The organism is Streptomyces sp. CNX435 (assembly GCF_059570575.1).
This window is the reverse complement of record NZ_JCANTA010000001.1, coordinates 206560-219784: the sequence shown is the minus strand read 5'-3', so window position 1 is coordinate 219784 and position 13225 is coordinate 206560. Positions and strand designations below refer to the sequence as shown.

General features: G+C 74.3%; 11 protein-coding genes. 4 read left to right on the top strand and 7 right to left on the bottom strand.

The window, feature by feature from the left end; genetic code table 11:
* Window positions 1–148: 148 nt before the first annotated feature.
* Entirely contained in the window at window positions 149–625 is a 477-nt protein-coding gene (locus tag T328_RS00875) for a DUF6069 family protein (RefSeq protein WP_496493831.1), read from the bottom strand.
* A 519-nt stretch (window positions 626–1144) separates the two neighbouring features.
* Here T328_RS00875 and T328_RS00870 point away from each other — a divergent pair.
* Window positions 1145–2413, top strand: coding sequence for an MFS transporter (locus T328_RS00870; RefSeq protein ID WP_496493830.1), 1269 nt, complete (start codon window positions 1145–1147; stop codon window positions 2411–2413).
* Between the two features lie 93 nt (window positions 2414–2506).
* Here T328_RS00870 and T328_RS00865 read toward each other — a convergent pair whose 3' ends face one another.
* Both T328_RS00865 and T328_RS00860 read right to left on the bottom strand, forming a co-directional pair.
* Window positions 2507–3247: a DUF6081 family protein gene (locus tag T328_RS00865; RefSeq protein WP_496493829.1), complete on the bottom strand. Its 741-nt coding sequence runs from the start codon at window positions 3245–3247 to the stop codon at window positions 2507–2509.
* A gap of 140 nt (window positions 3248–3387) precedes the next feature.
* Window positions 3388–4980 (bottom strand): PucR family transcriptional regulator, encoded by a 1593-nt coding sequence (locus tag T328_RS00860; protein ID WP_496493828.1) that lies wholly within the window; start codon window positions 4978–4980, stop codon window positions 3388–3390.
* A gap of 241 nt (window positions 4981–5221) precedes the next feature.
* On the opposite strand from T328_RS00860, the gene T328_RS00855 reads away from it, so the two are divergent.
* A complete protein-coding gene (locus T328_RS00855) occupies window positions 5222–6343 on the top strand; it encodes an oxidoreductase (protein ID WP_496493827.1) in 1122 nt (373 codons plus the stop codon).
* A 66-nt stretch (window positions 6344–6409) separates the two neighbouring features.
* Window positions 6410–7267 carry a polysaccharide deacetylase family protein gene (locus tag T328_RS00850; RefSeq protein WP_496493826.1) on the top strand — a complete coding sequence of 286 codons (858 nt, stop codon included), beginning with the start codon at window positions 6410–6412 and terminating at the stop codon, window positions 7265–7267.
* A gap of 61 nt (window positions 7268–7328) precedes the next feature.
* On the opposite strand, the gene T328_RS00845 is transcribed toward T328_RS00850, so the two are convergent.
* The 3 genes from T328_RS00845 to T328_RS00835 all read right to left on the bottom strand — a co-directional run bounded on the left by T328_RS00845 (window position 7329) and on the right by T328_RS00835 (window position 9469).
* Window positions 7329–8039 (bottom strand): GntR family transcriptional regulator, encoded by a 711-nt coding sequence (locus T328_RS00845; protein ID WP_496493825.1) that lies wholly within the window; start codon window positions 8037–8039, stop codon window positions 7329–7331.
* Between the two features lie 108 nt (window positions 8040–8147).
* Window positions 8148–9011 carry a dihydrodipicolinate synthase family protein gene (locus T328_RS00840; protein ID WP_496494288.1) on the bottom strand — a complete coding sequence of 288 codons (864 nt, stop codon included), beginning with the start codon at window positions 9009–9011 and terminating at the stop codon, window positions 8148–8150.
* Between the two features lie 137 nt (window positions 9012–9148).
* Window positions 9149–9469 (bottom strand): hypothetical protein, encoded by a 321-nt coding sequence (locus T328_RS00835; RefSeq protein ID WP_496493824.1) that lies wholly within the window; start codon window positions 9467–9469, stop codon window positions 9149–9151.
* Window positions 9470–9556: 87 nt separating this feature from the next.
* On the opposite strand from T328_RS00835, the gene T328_RS00830 reads away from it, so the two are divergent.
* Window positions 9557–10132 carry a TetR/AcrR family transcriptional regulator gene (locus T328_RS00830; RefSeq protein ID WP_496493823.1) on the top strand — a complete coding sequence of 192 codons (576 nt, stop codon included), beginning with the start codon at window positions 9557–9559 and terminating at the stop codon, window positions 10130–10132.
* Window positions 10133–10139: 7 nt separating this feature from the next.
* Here the strand turns inward: T328_RS00830 and T328_RS00825 are convergent, their stop codons facing one another.
* Window positions 10140–12866 (bottom strand): protein kinase domain-containing protein, encoded by a 2727-nt coding sequence (locus T328_RS00825; RefSeq protein ID WP_496493822.1) that lies wholly within the window; start codon window positions 12864–12866, stop codon window positions 10140–10142.
* Window positions 12867–13225 lie beyond the last annotated feature (359 nt).

Genomic DNA, 13225 nt, shown 5'->3' with positions numbered 1-13225 from the left:
GGTGCTCCCTCATCCTCGGGACGGGGATCACCGGAGTCGACGTACAGATGCAGGCACTCTGCGGGCCGCGCTACCGCGGGGGCGGTACTCCTCTTGCAGTACATGTCAAACGAGGAGTCGTCGAGAGCACGGGCATTCGGACGAAGGGTCAGACGAAGGAGAGCCGGCGCGCCACGACGGGGATGATGACGCCACCGGCGAGCACATGGGTGCAGGCCAGCACGGCCTGGGTGGTGTCGGCGGTGTGCGGGGCGAAGCCCGGGCCGGCGAGGGACAGGATCGTGAACGCCCCCGCGCACACCGCGAAGACGCGCGCCGGGCGTCTCGCCCCGCGCACCGCCCGCCGGGCGAGGACGTCCAGGAGCACGGCGAACACGATGCCGCCGACCGACCACAGCACGACGCTCCGCGCGACGCTGCCCACCGCGATGTCCGTGGCCACGTCCTCCCCGACCCCGGCCGCCACCATCTCGACGCCGGCGCCGCGGGCGAGCAGCGTGAACGACTCCGCCACCACGGCGGCGGCGAAGGTGGCCAGGACGGCGACCAGCCACACCGGTCGCGCGGCCAGCCAGACGGTCAGGGGCGACGACGGGGACTGGGACTGGGGGGCGGTCGCGGTCATGGCGCTGCCTCCTGTTCCGGCGCAGGGGGGCGTGGACCTTTCGTACGGTAGGACGGCGCACGCCCGATGCCCATCGGGGAGTGGTCAGTTGAGCACCGGCTTGACAGGGGGAAGCGATTCCGGCGTACGCGTCCGCCGGAGCCGCCCGTACGCCGTGGTGCTAGGCGGCCACCCCGCGCCGGGAGCGGGACAACGCCAGCGCGCCGAGGGCCAGCCCGGCCACGCCGAGCACAGCGGCCGCGGCGGAGGTGGACAGGTGACGGACGGACATCGGAACCCCTTCGGTTCGAACCGTGTTGGCGGCGTCAGCGTACGAACCGGCCTGGTCACGGGTCGTCCTCCAGACGCGGCCGATGTGCCTGCCGCCGCCGCGGTAGCCGCCGCGCGCGGGGACTGCGACGACAGCAGCCGGCTACCGCGTCCGCAGCATCGCGCGCCGGATCCGGCCGCCGGGGATTTCCCCGAATGGCGTCGAAACGCCCTGGAAGTACCCCGCCACGGCGGCGTTAGCGTGCGGCCATGGCTTCCAAGGTGAGTTCTTCTCCGCCGGCGCGGGGCGCGGGATGGCTGCTGTGCCTGATGTTCGCCACCTTCGTCATCGGCACGGACGACTTCGTCATCGCGGGCGTGCTGCCGGACATCGCCGCCGACCTGGACGTGAGCGAGGCCGCCGCCGGCCAGCTGGTGACGGTCTTCTCGGTCACCTTCGCGGTGGCCGCGCCCGTGCTGGCCGTGGCGACCGCGCGGCTGCCCCGCAAGACCCTGATCGTCGGCGGCCTCTCGGCCTTCGCCGTGGCCAACACCGCCACCGCGCTGGCCCCGAACTACGCGACCCTGATGGCCGCGCGGGTGCTGACCGCGCTGATCGCGGCCACCGTCTCCCCCGCGGCCTTCGCCATGGCGGCGCGGCTGGCGGCGCCCGAGCGGATGGGGCGCGCCATCGGCACGGTCGCGGCGGGGCTGACGCTCTCGCTGTTCACCGCCGTGCCGGCCGGCACGCTGCTGGGGGACGCCTTCGGCTGGCGCTCGACCTTCGTGGCGGTCGCGGTGGCCACCGCCCTGGTGGCGGCGGCCGGGTCCGCGGCGCTGCCGCGGCTGGCCGGCGCCCCGCAGCTCGGGGTGCGGGGGCAGGTGCGGATCCTGGGCCGGCCGGCGGTCCTGCTCTGCGCGACGGGGACGGTGGTCTGCGCCGGCAGCGGCCTGATGATCTACACCTACGTCGCGCCCCTGACCCGGGACCTGACCGGCCGGGGCGGCGGCGTCCTCGCCCTGTTCATCGCCGTGGTCGGCGTCGCCGGTGCGGTGGGCACCGGTGCGGGCGCGCTGCTGACGGACCGCTGGGGCCCGGACCGTACGCTGCGCGCGTCGATCGCCGGCGTCGTCGCCGCTTCCGCGCTGCTGGCCGTAACCGGGGCCACGGGCCGGGCGGCGCCGGTGTGGCTGGTGGCCCTCAACCTGGCGCTGTGGGGGTGCGCGGCGTGGAGCTTCACCCCGCCGACGAACACCCGCATCCTGCAACTGGCGGGCGAGGCCGGGACCGAGGCGGTGGCGCTCAACACCAGCGGGCTGTACGTGGGCGTCGCGCTGGCCGGCGCGGGCGGCGGGGCGGCGCTGGCCGTCTCCGACGGCACCGGCGTCGCCGTCACCGCGACGGCGGTGGGGCTGGCCGCGTACGCGGTGACGGCGCTGGCGATCCGCCGCTACCCGGCGGGCGGGCAGGCCCCCGCACCGCCCGCGCCCGCCCCCGTCCGCGTACCCCGGCACCCCGAGCCGGAGGAAATACCGTGAACGCGGGATGAGCCGGGACGGCGGGACCGGGGTACGGTCGGGGCACCGGCTGTCCCCGGCCCGCCGGCGTACGCGGCATCCCCGCGCCCCCGCTCAGGCGGCGCTCGTCGTGACGCGCCACGGCCCCCACCATCCGGTCGCGCCCTGCCCGCGCTCCCGCTCCGCGCGGGAGTAGCGGGCGAGGTCGCGGGCCGAGAACAGGGCCATCCCCGCGTGGAAGCCGGCCACCGGCACCGGCACCCGCGCCCAGTACGCGAGCCGCCCGTCCACGTACCACTCCACCTGGGACGTCTCGGCCCGGTAGGCGACGGCGTAGCGGTGCGCCAGCCCGGGTTCCGTGGGCACGTTCATGACGACCCGGTGGATGTAGTGGTCGTCCGGCCGGCTCACGCCGGGGATCACCAGCCGCTCGACGACCGCGTACACCGTGTCGTTGGTCGCGGCGGCGTTGATGACGACGCCTGTCTCCAGATCGAAGAGGTTGACGGTGCCGAAGGCGTCGAGCAGGTCGTACGGAACCTGCCCGTAGGTCCGCACCGCCATCTCCACCTCGAACGTCAGCCGCCCCGCCGCGGGGGCGGCGAACCGCCGCACCGACCGGTACATCTGCTTGGCGTTGTTACGCCGGGGGTCGGTGTCGTGGAAGCGGCTGAACGGGTGGACGGTCAGCGTCAGCCGCCCGTCCCCGGTGCTGACCCGGGCGTTGTCGTCCCGGTACTCGTGCCGTACGCCCCCGGCGCCCGTCATCTCCATGAGCCGCCAGCGGGCCGGGTCGAGTGCGCCGCGGGTGAAGTCGTCGTAGGTCCACGTGCTCGCCACCGATGCGGAAGTCATGTGAGACACCATCGGCTGGCCCACGCGGGCCGGAACATCCCAGGTTCACGCGGTTCGCCCGGTCCGCGACGCCAATTCCCGGCCGGGCGCGCAGTTCTCGCTTCTGCCGCCGGAGCCCGCCGGGCGGGAGGGCCACGAGGTCACGGGGCGGTGAGGGCATCGGCTTCCAGGGCCAGCAGGAGATCGAGGCGTCCGGTGAGGGTGGCGGTGTCGCGGCCGGTCAGCTCGGTGATGCGGGCGAGCCGTTTGTAGAGGGAGTTGATGTGCAGATGCATCACCCGGGCCGTGGCGGAGGGGCTGGCCTGATGGTCCAGGAACGTGCGCAGGGTGTTCTCGAGCCGGCCTTCGTGCGCGGCGTCGTAGTCGCGGAGGGCGCCGAGGACGGCGGTGAGCTGGTGGAGGGTCTGGGGGTCGGCCCGGCTGAGAAGCGTGTGGTACGTGGGGAGGTCGGTCAGGCGGGCAACGGTGAGAGGACCGCCGGTCTGCGCGAGAACGGCACTCGCGCGGCGGGCTTCGAGCACGGCGGTGCGCAGGTGGCCGGGGCTGGTGACGGGCCCGCCGACGCCGATGACGCTGCCGTCGGGGAGGCGGGGCGGCCGGCGGTCCCGGGCGGCGTCGGAGCCGGTGATCCGGCGGCACCACTCGGGCAGGGCCGCCGCCGACCGGCGCCAGGTGCAGACGGCGACGACGTCGGCGTGGCCGGCGGCGACCACGGCGGGGATTCCCTGATCCCGGAGGGCGGTGCGGGTGGCGGCGGCCAGGTCCGGCACGGGGACGCCGGCCCGGCTCGTCACGGCCAGCGCGGCCAGGGGCTGGCCGGGGTCGATGCCGAACGCGCCGAGGCGGCGGGTGAGGGTGACGGGGGACTCCACGCCGGAGACGACCATGTCGACCAGTTCGCTGGCGAAGCGCTCCTCGCTGGCCCGGACGGCCTGTCGGCGGGCGATCTCCATGGCCAGGTAGTGGGCCGCTTGGCTGAGTGCCTGCTGCTGGGGCTCGGTGAGGCCGGCGGCGGGGCGCAGGCAGAGCAGCGCGGCCTCCGGGTGCCCGAGGGCGCCGACGGGCAGCAGGGTGGCCGTGGCACCGTCGGCGAGAACCAGCTCCAGGGGCGGCGGAGTACGGGTGAGGGCGGTGGCGGCGGTCTGCGCGTCGTCGGCGCCCGGGGCTGCGTCTCCGCCGTCTCCGCTGTGGGCGAGGACGGCGCCGGTGCGGTCGACGACGGCCAGCGGCAGCTCGTACTCGCGGCGCAGGACGCGCAGGACGCCGTCGGCCCCCGCGCCGGTGGAGAGGGCGTCGGTGAACGCGGTGCCGCGGTGGAGGGACGCGGCGAGGGGGGTCTGCCGCTCCGTGGCGCGGATGTCGGAGGCGGCCTGGGTGACGGCGGTGAACGGGACGTCGACGGGGAGTTGGAGCAGCGGCAGGCCGGCCGCGCGGCAGGCGGCGGTCAGCGCGGCGGGGGTGTGGGGGGTGGCGTCGCGCAGGCCGAAGACGATGCCGGCGGCGCCGGCGGCGAGGCAGTGGTCGACGAACTCGTCCGCGGGGGTCGTCGGCAGCCACAGCCCGTTGGTCAGGACGAGTTCGGTACGCCCGACGTAGCCGGACGGGTCGGGCAGTTCCGTGTTGTGGAGCCAGGCGATCTCGGCGTCGAGGGCGCCGGGCGGGCCGGGAACGAGGACGGCCAGCCCCAGCCGGGGCAGAACGGCGAGGGCATTGATGGTGAGCACGGTGGACATTCTCCCACCCCTAAGCCGCCCAAAGGGGATGTCTCACCACTGGAGACCACGGGTGCACGCGGTGTTGGGTGTGGGCCTGGTCACCGCACATGAGCCCTGCCCCCGGAGGTCAGCACGACAGCACAGACCCCACCGCACGCCACCACCCCGGCCGCCCCGGTCGGCGGCTGACGTCCGGACCACGCCCCCACCGCGGCGGATCCACACCGCCGCGGACCACCCGTCCACAGGAGCATTCACCATGCGGGACCACCCTGCCCTGACCCCCGTCCAGGTGGCCGGCGCCACCCTGCCCAACCGGCTGGCCGTCGCCCCCATGACCCGCGTGTCCGCCGCCCCCGACGGCACCCCGACCGCGCAGATGGCCGACTACTACACCGAGTACGCCCGCGGCGGCTTCGCGGTCGTCCTCACCGAGGGCGTCTACACCGACTCCCACTACAGCCAGGGCTACCTGAACCAGCCCGGCATCATCTGCGCCGAGCACGAGGAGGGGTGGCGGACCGTCGCCCGGGCGGTACGCGACGCCGGAGCGCTGCCCGTGATGCAGCTCATGCACGCCGGGGCCCTCTCCCAGGGCAACCGGCACAGCACGCGCACCGCCGGCCCCTCTCCCGTCCTGCCGCGGGGGGAGATGATGCCGGCCTACGGCGGCTCGGGCCCCTGGCCCGTGCCGCGCCCCATGACCACCGGCGACATCGACACCGCCGTCGAGGGCTTCGTCACCGCCGCCGACCGCGCCCGCCGCGCCGGGTTCGCCGGCATCGAGGTGCACTCCGCCAACGGCTACCTGCTGGACCAGTTCCTCACCGACTACACCAACACCCGCACCGACGAGTACGGCGGGAGCGCCGCGAACCGGGCCCGGCTGACCGCCCGGGTCGTCGGGGAGATCCGCCGGCGGATCACCGACCGGGAGTTCTGGGTGGGGGTGCGGCTGTCCGAGGGGAAGGTCAACGACCACCACCACCGGTGGCCCGGCGGCGCCGCCGACGCCGTCGCCGTCTTCACCGCGGTCGCCGACGCCGGCGCCACCTACGTCCACATCGCCGGCGAGGGGCAGGGCTGGGCCGAGGGCGCCACCCTGGACTCCGGCGAGACCCTCACCGCCCTGGCCCGGCGCGTCACCGGGCGGCCCGTCATCGCCAACGGCGGCCTCGGCGACCCCGTGCTGGCGGCCGGCGTGCTCGACGACGGCCACGCCGACCTGATCTCCCTGGGCCGCGCCGCTCTCGCCGGCCCCGACTACCCGGTCATACTGGCCAAGGGCGCCGAGCCGGCCGCGTTCGACCCCGCCGTGCTCAGCCCGACCGTCACCCTCGACAACGCCGCCCGACGCCGGCGGCAGCACCGCCGGCACTGAGGCCCCGACCCGCCCCGGGCCGGTTCCCCCCGGCCGGCACGGGGCGCTCCACCCAAGGAATCCACCATGACCACCACCGGCTCCCCCCGGCCCGGCGGGGACACCGTCGCCGCGCTGACCATCGACGTCGACGCCCACTCCGCCGTCCTGGCCCGCTCACGTCGCTACGCCGCCCACACCGGCACCATGTCGCACCAGCAGTACGGCGTGGACGTCGGCGTGCCCAGGCTGCTGCGCCTGCTGGACGAAGAAGCCGTCCCCGCCACGTTCTTCGTCCCCGGATGGGTCGCCGAACACCACCCCGGCCTGACCGCCGCCATCCTCGAACACGGCCACGAGATCGCCCACCACACCTACGCCCACCGCCCGCCCGTCGAGATGACCGACGACGAGCAACGCGCCGACTTCACCCGCGCGCTGGAGGTCCTCGCGGCGCAGGACGTCGCCGTCGAGGGGTTCCGCGCCGCGAACTGGCAGTCCAACGAGACCACCTGCCGGCTCGTCGCCGAGCACGGCCTGTATGACTCCTCCCTCATGGGCCACGACCGGCCCTACCGCGTCACCACCGCGGACGGCGGCTGGTTCGTCGAGCTTCCGCCGCACTGGTCGCTCGACGACTGGGAGCAGTACGCCTTCCTGCCCGACCCCGACGTCGGCTCCGTCATCCAGGCGCCGCACACCGTCCTGGCCATGTGGCGCGACGAACTCGACGCACACGCCCGGCACCAGGCGCTGTTCATGCTCACCGTCCACCCCGAACTGACCGGGCGCCCGGCCCGGGCCGAGGCCCTCAGATCCCTGCTCGCCTACGCCCGCGGCCAGGGCACCCGCTTCGCCCGCTGCGCGGACATCGCCCGCGCCGCCGCGGCCGACCCGCACCTGACCACCCACTCCACGGCCCCGCCCGCCGCCTATCCGGCATGACGCCCCGGGAGCCCGCCGCGGCAGCGGCGCCCGTGCGTGCAGGAGAGAGCGCCCCGAGCGTCTAGCCTTCGCCGAGCCGCAGGGCGCCGGCGCGCTTCGCGGCGCTGCGCTGACCCGCCGCCCACAGGGTGCGGATGTGCCCGAGGTGGCCGGCCATCAGCTCCTGGGCGGCCTCGGCGTTGCCGGCGATCATCAGGTCGAGCAGGGTGACGTGCTCCTGCGCGGAGTCGACGAGCACGCCGGCGCGGTCGAGGTCGGTCAGGCCGTACAGGCGGGAGCGGTTGCGCAGTTCGGCGACGACGGTGACCAGGTGGGCGTTGCCGGCGAGCGCGAGCAGGTCGAGGTGGAAGCGGCGGTCGGCTTCCAGATAGCCGATGAGGTCGTGGTCGCGGGAGGCCTTGACGATGTCCTCGGCGAGGGGACGCAGCGCCTCCAACTGCTCCGCGGTGGCCAGTTCGGTCACCCGGCCCACGGTGGGGACCTCGATCAGCTCGCGGATCTCCGTGTAGTCGTCGAGGTCTCCCTCGGTCATCTCGGTGACGCGGAAGCCCTTGTTGCGCACCGCCTCCACCAGGCCCTCGCGGGCGAGGTCGAGCATGGCCTCGCGCACGGGCGTGGCCGAGACGCCGAACTCCGTGGCCAGGGCGGGTGCGGAGTAGATGGTGCCGGGCCGCAGCTCCCCCGCTATCAGCGCGGCGCGCAGCGCGCCCGCGACCTGGTCGCGCAGGTGCTTCTGCACCGAGATGAGCTTGCCCCGCTTCGCCTCAGCCATGGAGTTCCCTCCGCGGGCGGCAGGGGCTCGGTGCGCGATGTGACATTTTTGCATCGTACCCCCGCCCTCCCGCCCGGCGGCCGAGGACCGGGGCGGGCGGGACGCGGGTCAGCCCAGGCCCTCGGCGAGCAGCTTTTCCGTGACGCCCCGCACGGCCGCCGCCTGTTCGTCCGGCAGCGGCGAGCGCGGCGGGCGGCAGGGGCCGCCGTGCAGCCCGGCGACGTCCATGGACAGCTTGATCGCCTGGACGAACTGGGGCTTGGAGTCCCAGCGCAGCAGGGGGTGCAGGGCCCGGTAGAGGGGCTTGGCCAGCGCCAGGTCGCCGGCGGTGGCGGCGCGGTAGAGGGTGGCGCAGGCTTCGGGCAGCGCGTTGGGGAACCCGGCGATCCAGCCGACGGCGCCGGCGACCGCCAGCTCCAGCAGCACGTCGTCCGCGCCGATGAGCAGGTCGAGGCCGGGCGCCAGCTCGGCGATCTCGTACGCGCGGCGGACGTCGCCGGTGAACTCCTTGACGGCGACGATGCTCTCCTCCCCGTGCAGGGCGGCGAGCAGCGCGGGGGTGAGGTCGGTGCGGGTGTCGTACGGGTTGTTGTACGCCACGACCGGCAGCCCGGCCTTCGCCACCTCGGCGTAGTGCGCGCGCACCGCCGCCTCGTCCGACCGGTAGGCGGTGGGCGGCAGCAGCAGGACCGAGCCGGCGCCGGCCTCGGCCGCCCGCTCGGCCCAACCGCGGGCCTCGGCGCTGCCGTACGCCGCGGCGCCCACCATGACCCGGTCGCCGTCGCCCGCCGCGGCCACGGCGGTGTGCACCAGGCGGATGCGCTCGTCGTAGGTGAGGGTCTGGTACTCGCCCAGGGAGCCGTTGGTCACGACCCCGTCGCAGCCGGCGTCGAGGAGCCGGCGCACGTGCTCGGCGTACGCGTCGAAGTCCACGGTGAGGTCGGGGCGCAGCGGGAGCGCGGTGGCGACCATGAGGCCGTGCCAGGGGCAGGACCGTTCCTGTGGGGCAGTGGTCATGGAGTACTCCCGGTGAGTCGCGGCGTACGGGCGGGCCGCACCGTCGCGGACCCATGGGAGAACAGTACAATGTCACATGGCTTTAGCCCACCTCAGCCGTTCGGGGTGACCGGGTTGGGGCGGCCGGTGGCGGTGTTCAGCCGGAAGGCACCGCGCAGTCCGTGGAAGACGGCCATCAGATAGGCGCCGGCGAGGGCGGAGACGACGGCGGCCCACGGGTGGCCGGGCATGTCGGCCCCGCGCACGAAGAGGAAGGTGAGGAAGAGCGCGGTCACGCCGGAGAGAGCGTTGCGAAGGGGCGAGTTGCCCAGGACGTTGGGGAACTCCTCGCCGACGACGCCCTTGATCAGGTGGGGCAGTGCGTTGATCCCCATGAGGCCGGCGAGGAAGGAGAACACGACGGTCTGCAACATGGTTTTGGTTCCTCAATTTCAGTCAACGTTCGTTGGCTGAAATATAGCCGCACGCCACGCGTCAGTCAACGCATGTAGACTGTCGCAGTGGGCTCCGCACCTGTCTCCCGATCCGAGCAGCGTCGACGCACCCAGGAGCGGATCCTGGCGGCGGCACGGAAGCTGTTCGCCGAGCACGGCTACGACCGGACGACCATTCGCGGGATCGCGGCTGCGGCGAACACCGACCCCGGCCTGGTCATGCGGTACTTCGAGTCGAAGGAACGGCTCTTCGCCCGGGTCGCCGTGGTCCACCGGGCCGAACCGATCGACGGAAGCCCCGAGCAGATCGCCGACCTGCTGCTCGCGGCCCTGAGCGCGAAGATCGCGGACGAGCCCGTCGACGCGCTGGCGGCGCTCCGGTCGATGTTCACCCACCCCGAGGCCGCCGCGGAGGTACGGGAGGCGATGCTCGCCGAGCAGCGCCAGGCCGCCGGGGCGCTGCCGACGGAGGACGCGGACCTGCGTGCGGGGTTGATCGGCGCGCTGATGCTGGGGACCGTCATCGGGCGCCACCTGCTGCGGCTGGACGGCCTGCGGGACGCGCCACCGGAGCAGGTCGCGGCGCTGCTGCACGGGGCGTTCCACTCGATCGTCCACGGCGACCCGGACCTGCGCGAGTGAGCGGGCGCTACGAGGCCGCCGGGGTGGTCCGGCCCTGGCCGGGGCGGTCGTCCCGGGCCTCCGGGGTGGCGGCCAGATCGGCGAGGAACTCGCCCGGCGTCTGATAGCGGGTGCCGGCGTCCTTCGCGGTGAGTCTGCGCAGCACGGCCCGCAGCGCCTCCGACACCGCGAGGCGGTCCACCGGCACGTCGTCGGTCACGACGCTGTAGAGCAGCGCCAGCGGCTCGACCGCGTCGAACGGGGGCTCGCCCGCCAGGCAGGCGTAGAGGATGAGGCCGAGCACGAACAGGTCGGCCCGGATGTCGGAGGGGCGGCCCAGGGCCTGTTCCGGCGAGATGTAGCCCGGGGTGCCGACCACGGCGCCCGCCGCCGTGAGGTCGTCGGCCTGCCGGCCCTCGTACCGGACGATGCCCAGGTCGATGACGACGGCGCCGCGCTCCGGGTGCAGCAGCACGTTCGACGGCTTGAGGTCGAGCCGGGACACCTCCAGCTCCACCGCCTGTTCGAGCACCCGGCCGACGTCCCGGCCCAGGCGGGTGGCCTCGGGGCCGCTGAGAGACCCGCGGTCGGCGAGCACGTCCTGTAGGGAGGGGGCCTGGAGCAGCTCCATGACCAGGGCCGGATCGGGCCCGTCGAGGAAGTCGAGAACCCGGACGACGTGCGGGCTGCGGAACATCCGCCCCACGCGGGCCTCTCGTTGCAGCCGCGTCCGGGCCTCCTCGTCCTCGGCGAGGGAGCGGTTGAGCATCTTGACGGCGACGGCCTGGCCGGTGCGGGTGTCCCGGCCGCGGTACACGGCGCCCATCCCGCCCTGGCCGATGAGTTCCCGCACCTCGTAGCGGTCGGCGAGGACGGTGATCGGCGTGACCGGCTCGGGCGGGCGGCCCGCGGGGGGCGCCGGCCCGGGGCGCGGGCCCGCCTCCCCGCCGGCCGCCGGGGAGGCGATCCGGTACGACCCGGTGGGCCCGGTGCGGGGGCCGGCCCCGGCCGGCCGGCTCGGCGGCCCGTCGGACCGAGGTGGCGGGGGCGGCACGGGCCAGCCGGACTCGTCGTCCGGGACCGGCACGTCGGTGAAGGTGCCCGTGCCCGTGCCCGTGTGGGAACCGTCGCCGGCGGCGGTGTCGTACCGGCCGGGCGACCAGGACACGCCCAGCTGCAGCTCCGCCCGCTCCGTTTCGCTGCGCCGCGCGAAGTCGTCGAGCTGGCGCCGGAGCTGGGTGGTGAGCGTGTAGTAGCTGGGTTGCACCTCGGCGGGGTTGCCGACGACGGTGATGTCCGGCCGGCCCGCCTCGCTCACGACCTCCAGCACGCTGAAGCGCGCCAGGTGGCGCAGCAGGCGCTCGGCGGTGTGGCCGTCCATCCGCAGCAGCGGGTCGATCCCGGGCTCGCGCCCGCCGCCGCCGAAGATGTCCGCGGCGGTGAAGGAGCGGCCTCTGCTGCGCAGCGCCCAGTCCACGACGTGGTAGCCGCCGAGCCGCCAGCGGTCCTCGTCCAGCGGTACGGAGGTCAGGCCGGCGGGTCTGCCGTCGGACACGGCCGCGGCCACGAGCAGCTCCAACTCGCCGTAGAACTTGATGCGCTCCCAGTCCTCGGTGGGGACACGGAGCGACGGCGCACTGTTCTCCCACGCGACCAGGGCGTTGAACTCCTGCAGCAGGCGCCGCGTCAGCCCGCGGGCCTTGTAGCTGAGGTACCGGACGAACTCGTCGCGCCGCCACGGGTTCAGGCCCCCCGCAATGGTGTCCGGCCGGGTCTCGGCCGGCGGGCCGGAACCCGGGTCGCCACCGGGGGCCGGCGAGGTCAGTGCGCGTACGAGCCGCTCGGGCGCCGCCCACAGACACGGGACGTACATGCGCCAGGCGAAGACGCTGTCGTAGACGCCGTTGCCCCGTTCGGCGTCGCGGATCGCCCGCTCGTGCAGATCGATCCCGGCGACGAGGACGAAGTGGGCCCCCCGGGAGGTCAGCACGTTCTTGAGCCGGGCGAGCAGCGTCTCCAGATCCTCCAGTGCCTCCTCGCGGTTGTCGGTGAGCCGGTCGATCTCGTCGAGCACCACGACGGGATGGATGCGGAGCGGCCCGGACCGTCCGCGGCGGCGAAGCAGCCGGCGGCGCGGCCGGGCCGCCCTCCCCTCCCTGCCGGAGAGCAGCCGGATGATGCGCAGCAGGTCGTACTCGACGTCGGTCTCGGAGTAGGCGAGGAAGGCCGCCTCGGTGGCCTGGGCCTGGATGCGCCGGCCGCTCAGGCTGACCGAGGGGGCCAGGGCGGCCAGTGCGCCACGCATGGCGCCCGCGCCGAGGGTCGCGCCGCGTTCGGTGCTCTCGGAGTGGGTCTGCGTGTACGACAACGAGGTGCGCATGTACGCGAGGAGAAGCTTGTCCCGCACCTCGGGCGGCAGGCGCTGCAGCAACTCCCGGTCGTCCAGGGTCTCGACGATCCGCCGCACGACGGCGAACAGCAACTCGTCCGCCGTCATGGTGCGCGCCACCGTCAGGTGGACCGCGAGCAACTCCTCGTCCGGGCGCCACTGCCCGGCGGCCTCGGTCAGCGCCCGGTCCACCAGCGTGGACTTGCCGACCCCGCGGAACCCGGTGACGAGGAAGGCGCCACCGTGCGAATAGCGCAGGCGCTCGGCGAGCCCGCCGACCAGTTCTTCGTGCCCGAGCGTGGGTAACGCGCTGTCGCCCGCGGGCAACGGCTCGTGCACGTACCGGAAATCCCGGTGCAGCTCCACGTCCAGCACCGTGCGCGCCCCCAATTCCGTCCCGTGGCCCCCAGCTTAGGTCCGTGGCGCGCGCTCCGGATGTTCAGCGCACGGAAAGCGCATAGCCATCCGGCGACGCCACTGCCGCCCGCTTCGGGCATGTCGACGCATCCGGGCTCGCGGCGCTCTTTGTCGGAGTGCGGCGGGCAAATCGGGGCTTGCCCGGGTCTGGCGGCTGCGCCGCGTGAACTCCCCGCGACGCGAAGTCAATTATTGCGCGGGAACGCGTGACGACCTTGTCATCGCACACATGAGCGCCCTAGCGTGACTGCCCGTTCGAGAGGCGAACACCTGCTGGTGCCGGACCGCCGAATCCTGCCCCCGGCGCC

What these genes read in the sequence shown, in the direction of transcription:
- T328_RS00840 (WP_496494288.1), bottom strand. Translation starts at nt 9,011, where the DNA reads ATGGTCGCCACCGCGCTCCCGCTGCGCCCCGACCTCACCGTGGACTTC.
- T328_RS00835 (WP_496493824.1), bottom strand. Translation starts at nt 9,469, where the DNA reads ATGTTGCAGACCGTCGTGTTCTCCTTCCTCGCCGGCCTCATGGGGATC.
- T328_RS00850 (WP_496493826.1), top strand. Translation starts at nt 6,410, where the DNA reads ATGACCACCACCGGCTCCCCCCGGCCCGGCGGGGACACCGTCGCCGCG.
- T328_RS00875 (WP_496493831.1), bottom strand. Translation starts at nt 625, where the DNA reads ATGACCGCGACCGCCCCCCAGTCCCAGTCCCCGTCGTCGCCCCTGACC.
- T328_RS00845 (WP_496493825.1), bottom strand. Translation starts at nt 8,039, where the DNA reads ATGGCTGAGGCGAAGCGGGGCAAGCTCATCTCGGTGCAGAAGCACCTG.
- T328_RS00855 (WP_496493827.1), top strand. Translation starts at nt 5,222, where the DNA reads ATGCGGGACCACCCTGCCCTGACCCCCGTCCAGGTGGCCGGCGCCACC.
- T328_RS00865 (WP_496493829.1), bottom strand. Translation starts at nt 3,247, where the DNA reads ATGACTTCCGCATCGGTGGCGAGCACGTGGACCTACGACGACTTCACC.
- T328_RS00870 (WP_496493830.1), top strand. Translation starts at nt 1,145, where the DNA reads ATGGCTTCCAAGGTGAGTTCTTCTCCGCCGGCGCGGGGCGCGGGATGG.
- T328_RS00860 (WP_496493828.1), bottom strand. Translation starts at nt 4,980, where the DNA reads ATGTCCACCGTGCTCACCATCAATGCCCTCGCCGTTCTGCCCCGGCTG.